Origin of the sequence: Microvenator marinus (assembly GCF_007993755.1) — a bacterium.
Taxonomy (GTDB): Bacteria; Myxococcota_A; Bradymonadia; order Bradymonadales; family Bradymonadaceae; genus Allomicrovenator; species Allomicrovenator marinus.
In genome coordinates, this window is the sequence record NZ_CP042467.1 from 1,029,885 (window position 1) to 1,045,182 (window position 15,298).

Below are 15,298 nucleotides of genomic sequence, written 5' to 3' on the forward strand. Positions count from 1 at the left end.
ACGTCAAGTCAGTGTATCCGGACAGCTAAAGCTCGAAGAACACTATTTATTCCCTAAACTATCTTTTTCGCGAGTTATTGACTTCTGGCTTGCGCAGAGGGTCATCAGGGGCGCACGGAACCTTGGCCAGAACGAACTTCTGATTGCCGTCCCACGCGATGCACGCCTTTCCTTTTAGACTCTGAGGAAGCTTACGTTGGAACTCACCGCGGTAGCGAGCGTACTCCATGATCCCAAAGAATTCTCGGTCTTCGATCTGGCTTAGGAAGTGCGTGAAGTCATCGTCATCGCGAATTGGGATCACTTCGTTCTGGCTGTAGAAAGTCTCCCCTCGCCAGTTGAGTTTGAAGGCCACGATCGGCTCCTCACAAATTCGCTTGAACTTGTGGGTTCCAGGTGGTCCATCTGTGCGCGTACAGACCTCGTAATAGTAGTCCCAAAGGCCCTTCTGGGACCAGATGCTCGAGATGCGTGGCATGTAGACATTAAGCGAGAAAACGGCCAGCCCTGCGCTTGCCAGAACGATGGCGATGAGCCCGATGACCTTGGCCCGACGGTTCTTGACCAAAAGCGCTAAGGCCCCGAGTACCGCTGGGAGAGTGAGCAGGGATATCGTAATCCTGAATTCCTTATCCCAAAGGGCGTTGTGCCAGTCGCGATCGTACTTGTACGTGAAGAGATTCTTTAGCGATTGCGGCTCCATGACCAGATCCCACGAAAGAACAAGCATGATGGGAATCGCCAACACAAAGAGTGGCCACGGATTAGGCAGAGCCTCGTCGTCCAAACAACGCGCTAGCCCGACCGCACACAAGATGGCCAAGGCAGGCACCACAGGGAAGATATAGTGATGGAACTTGGTGCTCGAGAGAGTGAAGAGCGTGAAGGCGATCATCACCCAGAGAAAGAGCATCAGGTTCGCCCGGCTCTCGTCTTCCTTCTCCAGTGCGGGCGTAGACACAAGCCGCACGAGCGCTGCAGGCACAAACGCCGTCCAAGGAAAGAGCCCGTAACCAAGCCATTTCATGAAGTGCTCGAAGCTTCCGGTATCGATCTGGTGTACGCCGGCCGCAAGTCGCTTGAAGTGATCGTGAACGAAGAAGCGATTCCAAAAACCGTTGCCGTGTCGAATCAACATCGCAGCGTACCACGGGAAAGTCACAGCGATGAAAACCGGAATGCCGCGCAACAACTCCATCCTGCTCAAGAGCCGCCATTCGCGCGTCAGGACGAGGTAGAAAAAGATGATCGCACCGGGAAGCATAAATCCGAGCAACCCTTTCGCCAAAGATGCCAGTCCAATAAAAATGTAGAAATTCAGCAGATAAATCCGACGCCGTTCTACAATCGGCCGCGTGCACGTTTGATAGATCGCAAAACCCAATAACGTCGAATAGATGCTTGCTTGAACAAGGCTATGTGAGAACCAACCGTTTAGATCCCGCACGTGGTTTGAGCTTACGGCCATCACAGCACCGAGAAGGATAACCAGCGGAATCCAAACCGCTGCCAACGACCCGTAGGCGAGCTTCTTCTGAAGTGCTTCACGCCCCTTATAAGCAGCTCTAAGGCTCGCGAGGAGCAAAATCAAACCCACCGCCAGTAGGCCTCCGGCAATTCCAGCACCGAGCTGTGGCGGAGTAGTCAGCACTTGCATCACAGCGTTCGTAGATCCTCGCCAGCGCGAAAGTCCCATCACGATCAGGGAAATCTGCGGCACACAGACGATGGCCATCCACGCAAAAGTTAGAATGTACGAGAATTTGTCCGCGGGTTTGTCCCGGTCTTTTCCGAACATCCCCATCATGAAGAACATCATGCCCACCGTCATGGTCCCGACATAGGGCATATCCGTCTGAGCTTGTCGGCCTAGAAAGTACCAAAACGGCGACGTCGCAAGCACACCCGCAATCACCAACCCTGTACGGCGATTGTACACAGAGGCGCCAAATGAATACGCCAAGAGTACGCCGAGCATAGCGACGAGGGTGGTGCCGATTCGAATGCCGAGCTCTGAAAAACCAAAGACGGTCATTCCCATCGCCATCATCCACTTGAGCAAAATCGGCTTCGAAAAGAAGTATGCCCCTTCCTGGCTTCCGCCAGCGTCTTGCCAATGGGACCCCCACCAAATTGAAATCCAATCGTTGCGCTCGAGAATCTGCCGCCCTACTTCGCCGTAGTGCGTCTCCCACGGATCCCAGAGCCCAAAGCTTCCAAGGAACGGAAGGTAGAGCGCGGCAACCGCCAGAAAGACCATCGCCCGGTCTCGCCACCACGGTGTCGCATCGGCTTCGTACCGAGCAAGCTGGGTCCACCAACTTCGAAATCTGGACTGATTCTCTTGCATGCTACGATCCAGCATTAATTGAGCCCACGTTGATAGCCTCGGTCCAGCGAAGGGTCAAGCTGACCCTCAGAATACTACGTATAAAGCTGGCCTTATGCCTTGACGGGTGATCAATGCCAGACTTATAAGGGTCGAGACTTACGCCTCATCACAAGAACTCGGAGGTTTTTCCGTGTCCGATCCGGTAGAACTCATAGAACGACGTGTACAAGCTGTGCTTGACGGCCAGCGGTCCACACAGGGCTTGCACCTCTTCTGTCAAATCGGAGGGCGCGGACTGAGCGGACAAGACGGCGGAATCACCACCTTGCAAATCAGCGGCTCGGGCTGGGCACTCGTGGGTTGGCGAGATGGAGACGACGCTGAGATGTTCAGCCATCAACTCTCTGATGCCGATATGCGAAAAATCTACGGCCTGCTCATGCGTTTCCCCTTCTGGACGGCATCGCCCAGGAAGCGTGAGCGTGAAGAGAACGAGTTGAACATTCACGTCCGGATTTCGGATCAAGAGAAAGGCATCTCACACGGAATCCAGTTCTACTCCGATGACGCTGAAGAATTCCCCATCCTAAAAGACTTGATGCAGCGCATCGATTCGTTGATTTCTGCGCTGAGCGAAGGGGTCATCGAAGGAGCCCAACTCTGAGCACCAACCCTATTGTAGATATCGTCCGTATTACACAACACGGTGAGGGAGTCGCCTATCTCGAAGATGGTTGCGTCGTCTTCGTGGAGGGCGCCCTTCCTGAAGAACAAGCCGAAATCGAGATCCTCACGAGGAAGAAAAAGTTCGCCAGAGCTCGGGCTATCAAAGTCCTCAAGGCTTCCGACCAGCGCGTCAAACCCGATTGCAAGTATTTCGAATCGTGCGGCGGCTGCCAATTCTGGCATGTATCGTACCAAGACGAACTCAAGATCAAGGTCGACGCGGCCGTACACACGATCGAGAAGATTGCGAAGCTCAAGATCCCTCAGTTCGAAGTGCACGAAGCACCGTCCACCAGCGCGTGGCGCAATCGCGCGACGCTACAGATTAGCCAGGGCAAAGTTGGCTTCTTTCAACGCGGCTCTCATGAGGTCGTGGACATTGAAGAGTGCCCTATCTTGATGCCGGAGCTGAATTCTGCGCTCAAGAGTGTTCGAAGTGCCACACCACCGAAGGCTACAGGCCAAGTGGTGCTCGAGACAGCAGGCAATAATACGGCGCTGATCTCCACGAGTGATTTCTCGCTTCCCAACCTTCCAGTTGGGTTTCCCGTGGCCGGTGTCCATGACAAGAGTAGCCGACGAGGCATGGAAAGAATCGCTCCTGATGTCGCGTTTCCTGCGCTTGAATCGCACTCGAATGGTCTGGGTCAGATCGGACTTGAGAGTGGCCAGTTTCGACAGTCGAACGACCAGGTCAATCGGGCGCTTGTCGCTCATGTGAAGTCTCTTTTCGAGACACGAAGCGAACCTCACCTTTTTGAGTATTTTGCCGGTGCAGGAAATTTCACCTGGGCGATTGCCGATAGGTTCCGAGACGTCGATGCGTACGAGGGCGGCAAAGAAGCCGTAGACCTCGGGAACGCAATCGCGAAGGGATTGCGTCGGCCCAATGTTCGATTCCACGCCCAGGACTTGTTTCAGATGGCTCCACCAGCCTTTGGTCAATCCGCAGTGCTTCTGGATCCACCAAGGGATGGAGGTCAGAAGGTCTGTCAGATGCTGGTGAAAAAATCGCCGAAGTTCGTGGTCTACGTCTCTTGTGATCCAGCGACACTTGCCCGAGATCTGGGAATTTTGAGCTCGAAATATCAAATTCGAACCTTCGATTTTTTCGACATGTTCCCGCGCAGCGGGCATATTGAAACTGTCGTTAGCCTTGAGTTGATTTAGGGCTCCGTTGTCACTAGGGGACACTAGTGGTATCAGTAGTTTAGGATCACCCCCAAAGATTGGACGGTCATGTTCAGAAATTCACTGCTTATTTTGCTTTTGTCGGCGTTATTTGCGCTGGGAATCAGCGGCTGTGATTCTTGCTCCGGGCAAGAAGAACCCGTGACGCCACAAACTACGCCGCCACCTGAGCCGGAGCCCGAGCCTGAGCCCGAAGACCCTTTGAAAGAGGCCAAAGAGGCCGCTGAAAAGGATGGTATCAGCGTAGCCGTATCCATTTCGGATTCGGTGAGAATCGTGGGTGCTGATCTCGAGGCTATGCTCAACCAGCCCGACAAACCCATTGCCAAGAAGCCAAAAGCGGCGGACACCGGGATGTTAGAAAAGAGCGACCTGCGACGCGTGTTCAACGCGAGCAACACGGCCATGCGAAAGTGCTATGAGCGTGCCCTCAAAGGCAATCCGGGACTCTCTGGAAAGGTTCAACTACAGGTTCGAATCGCACGTGATGGAACAGTGAGCTACGCTAAAGCCGAAGGTTCTCTTGGAAACGGCCTGGTTTTTGAGTGCATGGAAAGGCAGGCAAAAACGCTCAAATTCCCAGAGCCTAAGGGCGGAACCGTCCTTGTGAACAACCCTTACACGTTTACCCCTGATTTCTAGAACGTGTTTTCGATGGCACTCTTGACCGGCGCTTTCTCAGCCGGCTGAGCCTTCTTTTTTGGGCGCTTGGCTTTTCGGCCAACCTCTTCAGGCCCATCCACAAAAATCAGACTATTCTTGGGCTTCATCGCATCAGAGACTTCTCTTGCCCTGAGCGCGGTCTGTGCGGCCTGTGACGCGCCGTCTCCTATGGCTCGGGTCATCGGGTCCAAGTTCGGCGCCTCTAGCCCCTGCAAGGCGCTCTGCCCCGTCCCTAGAAGTTCGGGCTCAGAAGCAGGAATGAGATAGGTGGCGTAAAGAAGCGCGCCGCCAGATACCAGAAGTGCAGCCACCAAGCCCACAATCGCCAAACGAACCGGACTGCTCCTCGTCGAGGCATCAAAAACGGTTGGCGGGCTCAATGCCAGCGTTGGCACGCTGATATTTCCCGTATTTCTAGCTAAGGACTCCCCTGTGTCGATCGGCAATGTCTCAGAAGAGGCCGAAGCCGGCTCGGCCCGAGGAAGATCCTCTTCTACTGCCTGTTCCTCGGCCAACCAGGTCTGCAACGCAATGGCGTCAACTTCTTCGGCTGGGGTCGAGTCCAATACCTCGCTTGAAAAACACTCCTGGACGATGGCTTCGAGCTCATTTGCCATCACTTCCATGGACTGAGGACGCAGCGCAGGGTCTTTACTGAGCGCACTCATGATGAGGTCATCCAAGCGCTTAGGAACCGAACGCAATCCAGGAATCGTCAGGAGAGACCTTGCCGGTACAGAGATATGTTTGACAGCAAGCCCCATCTGAGTTGAGGCGTGAAATGGCAAGTTTCCGCTAATCAACTCGTAGAGAATGATTCCAATCGCGTAGACATCGGCCAAACCCGTGACACGATCGCCTTTGGCCTGCTCAGGACTCATATAAGCGGGTGTTCCCCAAAGGGTACCCGACTTAGTCATGGTCTCATCAGTCAGGTGCTTCGCGATCCCGAAGTCCAGCAATTTCGGAAACTCTTGTTTCTCATTAACCTTTGAAATGAAGATATTCTCAGGCTTGAGGTCTCGGTGGACCACGTCATTTGCATGAGCCTCTCCGAGCACCCCACACACTGGGATTACGATCGAGAAAATATCTTTGTAGGTCAGAAACTTGTACGCGAGGCGGTCGGCGAGGCTCTCACCTTCGAGCAGTTCCATAACCATGTAGAACGATGCGGGTGGCGCTTGTCCGAAATCATAGAGCCTCAGTGCGTTCGGATGTTTGAGACCAGAAATCGTTCGCGCCTCATACATGAAGCGTTTGCGGATATTTTCGTCTCGGAGGTAGTCCGCCTTCAGGAGTTTGAGCGCTACATCGCGCTGAAAGTCCACCTGACGCGCAGCGTAGACATTGCCCATCCCACCTTCACCAAGCTTTTTGAACACACGAAAGCGCCCATCGAAGAGCTCACCAATCAACGGGTCGTCCGCGTCATCCTTACTAAGCTGGATGAGTCTTGACCCGTCTGCAGGGCAAACCTCAAGCGCCTCATCAAACTTTTCCCCACACTTCCAGCAGATTTTCTCCCTTTCCCTGATGTGTTCTCCTAGGTTTTCGGTCACGCACTGCTCAGTGGTTCAGAAGCGCCTTGGCCAACTATAGGGAAACACACTCGCGCCTGCAATCATGTAATGGTCGTGACAGAGGCTCCACTATCGCGGTAGACTCCACGAGCCTGCAGTCTGGTGCACCATGAAGTACATCGCGCTCATACTGATATTGTTCTCGTTCGAGGCCTACGCGGCCGAAACAGAGTGCCATCCGTACATCCCGGTGGAATCTCAAGGTAACGCCGACCTCTTGGCGATGAGAGGAGTCACGTGCTTCGAAGAAGGTAAATACCTTCAGGCCCTGCTCTTCTACCGACAAGCTTACGCCATCACACAATCACCGCTCCTAGAAGGTGGAATCGGCCGATGTCTCCAGGAACTCGGGTTTCCTGATCTCGCGCGGCAATACTTTCTCTCCTACCTCGAAGCCGCACCGGCCGGCACCGAAGCTCACGACAAGATTCGACAACGCCTCCAGGTGGTGGAGGAGACCCTTTCAAGCTCGGCAGTGGAAGTCAAAGTTTCGTCCACTCCGGCGGATGCTCGCGTCTATCTCGTGCTCGAAGATGAGTACTGGGAAGAAATCGGCGCGACCCCACTGAAATTCAAGCTCTTGCCGGGAAAGTATCGGATGATTCTGAGGCGCCCAGACTTTCAGACCGAGGAAGTTGAGCTTGATATCAACGCGGACCCCACCTTGAGCGAACACAGCTTGAAACCTCAAGATCAGGCAATTCAAACCGAGATGAAATGGCGAAAGGCCGGGGTGATAACCATGATCTCTTCGACCCCGTTCATCGCCGGTTCTGCGGCGCTCATCACATTGGGACAACTCTCCGACGATCCGGACAAAGAGTCGCTCTATCAGACGCTGGGAATCGCCTCCGGTGCACTAGGGTTAAGCGCCATGATGACCGGCGTGGTCCTTTATCTTGTCGGTTCATCTCCGGACGAATCCACGACGAGCATTCACTTGACCCCAAGTTCCGTTGGCTGGTCCTATTCGTGGTGAAGTCCGTAGTGCCCACCACCCGGCGTCAACACCACGATCTTATCGCCCGGCTCAACTTCTAACGTGACCTTATCTCCAAGCTCCCGAACCTCGCCGTTACGAACGAAGAGGTTTCGGCCGCGCTCTCCGTCCGGTGCGTTGATGCTCCACGGTGCATTTCGGCGGCGCTCGGTCATCAAGGTCACGGTACAGGGCGAATGGAACTCATAGGCTCTACGTACGCCACTGCCGCCGGGTTGCACTCCAGCTTCAAGTTTCGGTAATTCGCGACACGAATACTCCACAACCTTAAACGGATATGCGTGTTCGAGGGCCTCTACCGGCGTGTTCAGGGTGTTCGTCATATGCACATGACGCCCGCTCATCCCCGGATAGCCAGGACCAGCTCCAGCCCCTCCACCAATGGTTTCGTAATAAGTAAAAGCCTCGTTGGTTCGGGGGTCGATGCCTCCTATAACCACGCTATTCATGGAGCCGCACGATGCGGCCGGCACCAAGTCCTCTAGCGGCTTTGAAAGCGCCCGGAAGAGTAGATCCACCACTCGTTGGCTTGTCTCGACGTTTCCAAGTGCAACCGGGCGAGGATAGGTGGCGTCGAGAATCGACCCGCTTCGCGTGCACACCTTGACCAACCGCGCCACACCGTCATTCGCAGGAACATCAGCGCCGAGCAGACAGCGAACCACGTAAAGGGTCGCCGAGTACGTCACCGCAAACGGAACGTTCATTGGCCCGAGAACCTCGTCATCAGACGCACTAAAGTCGACATGGAACGCGCCATCTTTGAGTGCCACCTCGGCGTGGAGACGGATATCCAAAGAATTGTAGCCATCGCTATCCAATACATCTTCAGCCTCCCAACACCCCTCCGGATATCTTTTGAGGAGCGTACGCCCCAGTGACTCCGTGTAGTCCAGAACCTCAGACGCAAGAGATTCGAGGTCACGTCCGCCCAGGAATGACTCCGTGAGCCTCGCTGCGCCTCGCAGGTTTGCGGCGACTTGCGCCCGCATATCCCCTTCCCTTTCTCTTGGCGTCCTGCTCGCGGCTTTCAAACTGTCCAAGACATCCGAGTCAAAACGCGTAGGGCCAATTCTCCAACCCTCGTCGTCGATATGTTGACTCAACGCCATACTGCCAGGCGTGATCCCGCCAACATCAGCGTGGTGCGCACGATTGGCCACGAGGAAGCGCGCCTCGCCATCCCAAAACACCGGTGTAACGAGCGTGATGTCGGGTAGATGTGTTCCTCCGCAATACGGATCGTTGAGCACGTAATGTTGACCGTCTTCGAGCTCGAAAGCGTCCAGGACCGCCTTTACGCTCAGCGGAGCCGAACCAAGATGGACGGGGATATGCGCAGCTTGTGCCACCATTTCGCCTTGGAGATTGAAAATCGCACACGAAAAGTCCCGCCGCTCCCGGATGTTCGGGCTGAACGAGGCGCGCTGCAATACAGCGCCCATTTCTTCGGCGATTCCGGCAAAAAGGTGTTTCGCGAGCTCAAGCTCAATGACATTCATTGCCGCTCCATCACAACATGACCGTGACTCTCCCTCGCGCCCCACCCTTCCGGCATCCAGAAACTGGCTCCTTCCGACCCTACTGATGTTCGGATCAACGGTTTGGTATCCGCCGGACTTCTAGAAATCACCCTGTAGCCCACACACTCAATGATGCCTTGACCTTCGTACCCGTATTCTCGTCCGTGCCGACGTTTGAATCGCCGCTCCAATTCCACTGCCGAAATCGCGCTCAAATCCTCCACGCTGACCTCAAGCTCAAAACCTTGCCCCCGATACCGCAGGAGCAGCTCCAGCTCGGTAAACTCACCAGTCACCCGCGCCTTGAGAGTGTCAACAAGCCCCTGGTCCAACTCCTGAAGGAGCGTTTGCCGAGAAACACTGACGCGACCTGCCTGAAACAAACCCCAGGCGCTTAAGACCTCGGAGTGAGCCGGCAACACACACGTGCCGATCCCGAGTTCCTCGGCGAGTTCACACATATGAAGGCCCCCGCCGCCGCCAAAGGCGATCAACGCCAAACCTGAGACATCAATCCCTCTCGACACGCTAACGACCTTGAGCGCTCGTCCCATCACCGAATTCGCAATTCTGATGATACCCTCCGCCACCTCATGAGGCCGCATTCGCAATCGGTCAGCAAGGGCCTGCATCTCATGAGCCATCGACTCGACATCCACCGCTATGCCCCTCGCCTCGAGCTTCTCGACCTCGATCCTCCCCAGGAACACGTGTGCATCCGTGAGCGTGATTTCCTTGCCCCCTCGTCCAAAAACCACCGGCCCGGGAGTGCTTCCCGCAGAACGAGGACCCACACGCAGCGCTCCACCTTCGTCTACCCAGGCAATTGAGCCTCCGCCCGCTCCAACGGTATGGATATCAAGCGACGGCACTGCAATGGCCAGTGAATCGATCTCCATCAACTCCCTCAAAGACGGAGTCCCTTGAACGAGCGAAACATCCGTTGATGTCCCACCAATATCAAGTGTTAGGAATGAGCGAATTCCTAGTTCCTCTGCGGCATACTGGGCACCTACCACCCCGCCCGCTGGACCGGAGAGCAACGTGTTTACGGGAAACTTTCCCGCGTACTCCGGCTCAGTAACTCCGCCATTGGACTGCATGATCTCCACAGAAGCGGCCAACTCCTCGATGCGCTCCAGATATCCCTGCATTTTTGGCTGAACATACGCGTTAATGGCAGTCGTCGAGGCGCGCTCGTACTCACGAAACGCGCTATGGACTTCGTGACTCAAGGAGATTGGGATCTCCAAGCCGCACGCCTTGAGCGTCTCCCGAGCCGCCAACTCGTGCGCTGGGTTTGCATAGGCGTGCAGCAAACAAATCGCCACGGATTCAACTCCCTCGGCTTGAAACTCGCCAACGAATGCCTTCAACGCCACCAAATCTAGGGGTGAGACTTCACGACCTTCCTCGTCAAGCCTCCCTGCTACACCGCGGACCAAAGACCTCGGCACCACGTGTTCTGGCTCAACTTGTTGGAGACCATAGAGTTGGGGCCGAGCTTGACGCCTCAACATCAAGATGTCTTCGAACCCCTCGTTCACGATCAACGCTGACTTAGCGCCCCTTCGCTCGAGCAAGGCATTGGTGGCTACAGTCGTACCGTGGACGATCTGCTCCACACCATCGAAGTCTTGGATCCCCCTTGAGATGGCTAGTGTTGGATCCTCAGGACTTGAGAGGACTTTGGCGGAGCGAACGCGACCGTTTGAATCGACACCGATGAGATCGGTGAATGTCCCACCGGTGTCGATGCCAAGTTTCTTCACGGGAAGATGCCACGCTCTCCGTAGACTGAGTTGATGCGTCCCACAGCCACGGCGTACGCAGCCGTGCGGTTGTCCGTGTTATGCTCGCGCGCAAAGGCACGCATATCGTGGTAGGCGCGGCGCATCATGAAGTGCAGACGCTCGTCAATCTCCTGGAGCTGCCAGCTCTCTGAGCGTTTGTTCTGAACCCACTCGAAGTACGAAACGACCACACCACCTGCGTTTGCCATCAAGTCAGGAATCACCTCGATTCCCTTCTCAATAAGAACACGCTCACCATCGAGTGTGGTGGGACCGTTGGCGCCCTCAACGATGAGGCGGCAGTTCATCATACTGGCCACGCGCTCATCGATCTGAAGTTCAAGTGCGGCTGGAATGCAGATATCGCACTTCATCGCCCAGAACTCGTCGGCTGTCACATCATTGCAGCTTGTATACCCTCGAACACCACCGGTTGCTTTAACGTGTTCGGTGAGTTTTCGGACGTTGATGCCTTCCTCGTTAGCGATGCTCCCCGTGTGGTCCATCACAGCCACCAAAGAAGCGCCAAGCTTGGAGAGGATCGCAGCGGCGTGGCTACCCACGTTACCAAATCCCTGAAGCGTGTACGTGGCACCATCGAGGCGGAAGTTGTTTTCGTCCGCCCACTCTTGGATGGAGTACACAACGCCCTGACCCGTGGCCTTTTCGCGGCCTCTGGAGCCCCCCGAAGTCAAGGACTTACCTGTCACGATACGACGCTGAGCGTTCTTATCGCTAAGGTTGTGCATGTTCATGTAAGTGTCCATCATCCAAACCATGACCTGGCTGTTGGTACCCACGTCCGGAGCTGGGATGTCGTACTCAGGGCCGATATTGTTGCCGAGGTCGTGGGTGAAACGTCGCGTAATCTTCTCGACCTCAGAGCGCGAGAACTTGTGGACGTTGAGTGCCACACCACCTTTTGCACCGCCAAACGGAACCTCAAGCAACGCACACTTATACGTCATGATCGCGGCGAGCGCTTTGACCTCGTTGAGAGTCACGTCATGGTGGAATCGGATACCACCCTTGTAGGGACCCATGATGTTGTTGTGCTGAATTCGATAGCCGGTGAAGAGCTGGTACTCACCATTGTCCAACTTCACCGGGAAGTTGACGATGATTTCGTTCTTCGGCTGACCGAGGATCAATCGCACATGTGGCAAAACGTCGATGTGCTGCAACGCACGCTCGTACTGCGCAATATGTGTATCAAAAAAGTCGGTGCCTTGAGTCTGTGAGTTTCTCGATGCTTGTTTTTCTGATGATGCTTTCTTCGACATAAACCCATTCCATGAGGTGAAAAGTGTGCCGCGCCGTAAGGTGGTAAAACACGCCGATCACCGCACGTCAAGCAAAGCGGTCGACACGCTGCGTCATGAAATTTCGAGAATTATTCGTTCTCTGAGGCAGATTCAGATTCGACTTCAGTTTCGGGCGCGTCATTTTCGACTTCGATCTCGCTTTCGCCCTGCAACATTGGGCTAATCGTATCGATCTGCCACGTCGGGAAATTCGGCATCGGGGTGCTGAGTTCATATTGCACAATCGCCTTGGCTCCAGACTTGTTTTCGGCAAATGCCATCACGGTGGCCGAATCTTGCGCGTTGTAGATCACGTCTTTGATTTCAAGAGTCGACCCCTTGAGTACTGCACCTTCCGCATCCAAAAACTTTCGGAATGCGTCTTGGTTCGTCGAACTCTTGAACCCATCGCTAAGTCGGCCAAAGGCTACTTCGTACTCAGCCCCCTGAATCAGATCGTGAAAGTCGAGCACCGCCTGTGCAGGTGGCTCCGCGGACATCAAACGCTCTCGAACATCAAAGTCGACGGCATCCACCAGGAACTTCTCTTCGACCTGCACCACATCCAAGATCAGCACAAGCATTTGCTCCGACCCAGGCTTTGAAAACTGGTAGAAAATCCGCCATTTCCAACCTGCATCTCCCTGGGAAAGTACATTCGTGTCCCGCACGCGAGCCACGTTATTGGCCAACCACGACTCGTGCTCTTTGACTTTGCTCGCGAAACTTTCTTTGCTCATTCCCTCTTGAAAAGATGGGGTCGTCTGAGAAAACGCCGAATCAATATTGCCTCCCGCAACCTCGCTAACCCATGCCTTACCAAACTCTTGGCCAGCCATGGTGGATTTGGCCGCGTCAGAAATATCTGAGCAACAAGAAACCATCTTGAAAGTACCGGCCGCAAAGAAACCGCCAATAATTAACAAGATAAGTAGACAACCAACACCTAAGACCTTCCAAATTGTCTTCTTGGAACTTCCTGAATCGGTCACAAAATCACTTGGCGGTTCGAATGCCATGGGCTTCCCTCTATCTCATAAGGTCTGAAATGCTTGTACCTGATACTCGAATCTGACGCCACCATCAGGGCTCGTGTGCAGGCAACCAAAACTTAAACTTTGATCCCTTTTGGGGCTGACTCTCTAGGACAATATCCCCACCAAGGCGTCTTACCAGGTGCTTGGCTATCGCGAGTCCAAGGCCGGTGCCACCGACCTCTCGGCTGCGGCCTGTGTCGACGCGATAAAACCGCTCAAAGACACGATGCACGTGCTCCGGGCTGATCCCGATCCCGTTGTCCTCCACCGTGATCACCACATCAGAGTCTCTCCTCGTCGCACGGATGATCACCTGGCCACCTTCGGGCGTGTATTTGAGGCCGTTCTCGACGAGGTTCGCCAAGATCTGCTGCAGAGCACGTGGCTCGGCCTGAACAGGAGGCAGGTCTTCGGGGACCTCAATCTCTAGCGAAACCCCATTCTTCTGCGCAACGGGGCGAAACCGCTCCAAAACGTCTTGAGCCACGACCAAGATCTCCACATTCTGCATGGCTAACTCTTCGCCAGCGGCTTCAAGCCGAGAAAGGGTCAGGAGATCTTCTACGATTTGGCCCATTCGCCCAGACTGACGGTGAATCGTCTCTACAAACTCAACTCCGATTGGACCGACGTCCATCCCGTCCATCAGAAGGGTCTCAGCGCTCGACTGAATGGTAGCGATTGGAGTCCTGAGCTCATGGCTCACATTCGCGACAAAGTCCCTACGGACCCGTTCAAGGCGTCTCAGCCTCGTCACATCGTACATCACCACCACGACACCAGCCGGGTCCTTGTCGTCTGAGGTAATGGGTGCCACTGACACCCAGAGATGCCGAATATCATTATGAGAGGCTGGCCAGTCCACCTCGGTAATGGTGGCCGTTTGGCGCCAAAGCACATCGGAGACGATATCTGTCAGTCGTTTCATCTGGGTGACTTCGCCAAGACGTCGTTTTGAATACGGCGAGGTGAGCCCCAGGAGTTTCTCAGCCATTGGATTGGCTACGAGAATCCTTTCCAAACCGTCCAACATGACCACGGCTTCGCTCATGGCCCCGAGCAAGACTGAGAGGCGAGCCTTGTCAGTCTCGAGTTGCGAGACCTTCTTGCGAAGCTCCTTTACGGAATCGCCCAGTTCTTCAGGAACTGCCGAGTCTTCGGCCTCCAAGGTCTGTAGAATCTCGTTGCGTGAGCGCTCCAAGTCATCACGAATCCACGCTCGAACCCAACTCGCCACACCAAATCCAATCACCATCGATACGAGACCCGCCAAGGCCAAACCTCGCCGCGTTCCCGCCACGTCATCTGAAGGAGATAGGAAGTGCAAGGCCATCCAAACGCCGCCAATCCCAACAATGAGTAGAAAGGTGTAAGTGGCAAAAACTTGCCAGAAATCATGGCGTAGACTTAAGGGCTCTTTCAAGGCTCCTCCACGAAGCGATATCCCACGCCTCGCACCGTCTCGACATACTCCCCATACGAACCGAGTTTCTCGCGAAGCCGCTTCACATGCGTGTCCACGGTACGTGGTGTCACATTGATATCACGGCCCCATACGTCTGCAAGCAACGATTCGCGGGTCTGAACCTTGCCTAAGTTTGTCAGGAAAACTTCCAAAAGTTTGAATTCGGTGGCGGTCAACTTCACCTCCTCCGAATCAATTTTTACGCGGTGCTTTATCGGGTCAAACTCGATGCCACCAAACCGAATTCGCTCATCGACATCCGAGGCGTCCGATTTATCAAAACGCTTCAAGATCGCGCGAACTCTCAAGACCAATTCGCGGACCGAGAACGGCTTGACGATATAGTCATCAACGCCCAACTCGAACCCCACGACACGATCGATCTCCTCACCTCTTGCCGTGAGCATCACGATTGGAATGGAACGCGTTTCAGGATTGGTCTTCAGAGTCTGACAAACCTGTGTCCCCTGAATATCCGGCAACATCACATCCAAAAGAACAAGGTCAGGTAAGTAGGCCTGCGCCATTCGGATGGCTTCGGCACCAGTCGCGGCACCCAGCACTTCAAACCCCGCATTTTTGAGATTGAATTCAACAACCTTTCTAAGGTCTTGTTCGTCGTCTACTACCAGAATGGATGGCATCAAGTCCTCCTGGGCCGATTCTCCCTCGGGGTGTAGA

Annotated in this window: 12 protein-coding genes; 4 read left to right on the plus strand and 8 right to left on the minus strand. The window is 54.7% G+C overall.

Features of this window, described 5'->3' with window-relative positions:
• Positions 1-58: 58 nt before the first annotated feature.
• Positions 59-2,350 (minus strand): ArnT family glycosyltransferase, encoded by a 2,292-nt coding sequence (locus FRD01_RS04360; RefSeq protein ID WP_249755998.1) that lies wholly within the window; start codon positions 2,348-2,350, stop codon positions 59-61.
• A gap of 172 nt (positions 2,351-2,522) precedes the next feature.
• Between FRD01_RS04360 and FRD01_RS04365 the strand changes: the two genes are divergently transcribed.
• The 3 genes from FRD01_RS04365 to FRD01_RS04375 all read left to right on the plus strand — a co-directional run bounded on the left by FRD01_RS04365 (position 2,523) and on the right by FRD01_RS04375 (position 4,891).
• Positions 2,523-2,996, plus strand: a complete 474-nt coding sequence (locus FRD01_RS04365) for a hypothetical protein (RefSeq protein ID WP_146957972.1) — start codon at positions 2,523-2,525, stop codon at positions 2,994-2,996.
• Positions 2,997-3,025: 29 nt separating this feature from the next.
• On the plus strand, positions 3,026-4,228 hold the full coding sequence (locus FRD01_RS04370) for a class I SAM-dependent RNA methyltransferase (RefSeq protein ID WP_283808725.1): 1,203 nt from the start codon (positions 3,026-3,028) through the stop codon (positions 4,226-4,228).
• Between the two features lie 69 nt (positions 4,229-4,297).
• Entirely contained in the window at positions 4,298-4,891 is a 594-nt protein-coding gene (locus FRD01_RS04375) for an AgmX/PglI C-terminal domain-containing protein (RefSeq protein ID WP_146957976.1), read from the plus strand.
• On the opposite strand, the gene FRD01_RS04380 is transcribed toward FRD01_RS04375, so the two are convergent.
• Complete coding sequence (locus FRD01_RS04380) at positions 4,888-6,474, minus strand: serine/threonine protein kinase (protein ID WP_146957978.1); 1,587 nt, start codon at positions 6,472-6,474, stop codon at positions 4,888-4,890. The two genes, FRD01_RS04375 and FRD01_RS04380, sit on opposite strands and share 4 nt — an antisense overlap.
• A 130-nt stretch (positions 6,475-6,604) precedes the next feature.
• Between FRD01_RS04380 and FRD01_RS04385 the strand changes: the two genes are divergently transcribed.
• Positions 6,605-7,474: a tetratricopeptide repeat protein gene (locus tag FRD01_RS04385; RefSeq protein ID WP_146957980.1), complete on the plus strand. Its 870-nt coding sequence runs from the start codon at positions 6,605-6,607 to the stop codon at positions 7,472-7,474.
• Here FRD01_RS04385 and FRD01_RS04390 read toward each other — a convergent pair.
• The 6 genes from FRD01_RS04390 to FRD01_RS04415 form a co-directional block, all read right to left on the minus strand.
• Positions 7,462-8,997 (minus strand): hydantoinase B/oxoprolinase family protein, encoded by a 1,536-nt coding sequence (locus FRD01_RS04390; RefSeq protein WP_146957982.1) that lies wholly within the window; start codon positions 8,995-8,997, stop codon positions 7,462-7,464. The genes FRD01_RS04385 and FRD01_RS04390 overlap by 13 nt on opposite strands.
• The gene (locus FRD01_RS04395) at positions 8,994-10,790 is read right to left on the minus strand and encodes a hydantoinase/oxoprolinase family protein (RefSeq protein ID WP_146957984.1); all 1,797 of its coding nucleotides are present in this window, start codon (positions 10,788-10,790) and stop codon (positions 8,994-8,996) included. Before FRD01_RS04395 ends, FRD01_RS04390 begins: the two co-directional genes overlap by 4 nt.
• Positions 10,787-12,094, minus strand: a complete 1,308-nt coding sequence (locus tag FRD01_RS04400; protein WP_146957986.1) for a Glu/Leu/Phe/Val family dehydrogenase — start codon at positions 12,092-12,094, stop codon at positions 10,787-10,789. The genes FRD01_RS04395 and FRD01_RS04400 overlap by 4 nt, the downstream gene beginning before the upstream one ends.
• Positions 12,095-12,204: 110 nt before the next feature.
• The gene (locus FRD01_RS04405; protein WP_146957987.1) at positions 12,205-13,134 is read right to left on the minus strand and encodes a hypothetical protein; all 930 of its coding nucleotides are present in this window, start codon (positions 13,132-13,134) and stop codon (positions 12,205-12,207) included.
• 64 nt (positions 13,135-13,198) lie between these two features.
• Positions 13,199-14,575, minus strand: coding sequence for an ATP-binding protein (locus FRD01_RS04410; protein WP_146957989.1), 1,377 nt, complete (start codon positions 14,573-14,575; stop codon positions 13,199-13,201).
• Positions 14,572-15,261, minus strand: a complete 690-nt coding sequence (locus tag FRD01_RS04415; RefSeq protein ID WP_146957991.1) for a response regulator — start codon at positions 15,259-15,261, stop codon at positions 14,572-14,574. Before FRD01_RS04415 ends, FRD01_RS04410 begins: the two co-directional genes overlap by 4 nt.
• Between the last annotated feature and the right edge of the window lie 37 nt (positions 15,262-15,298).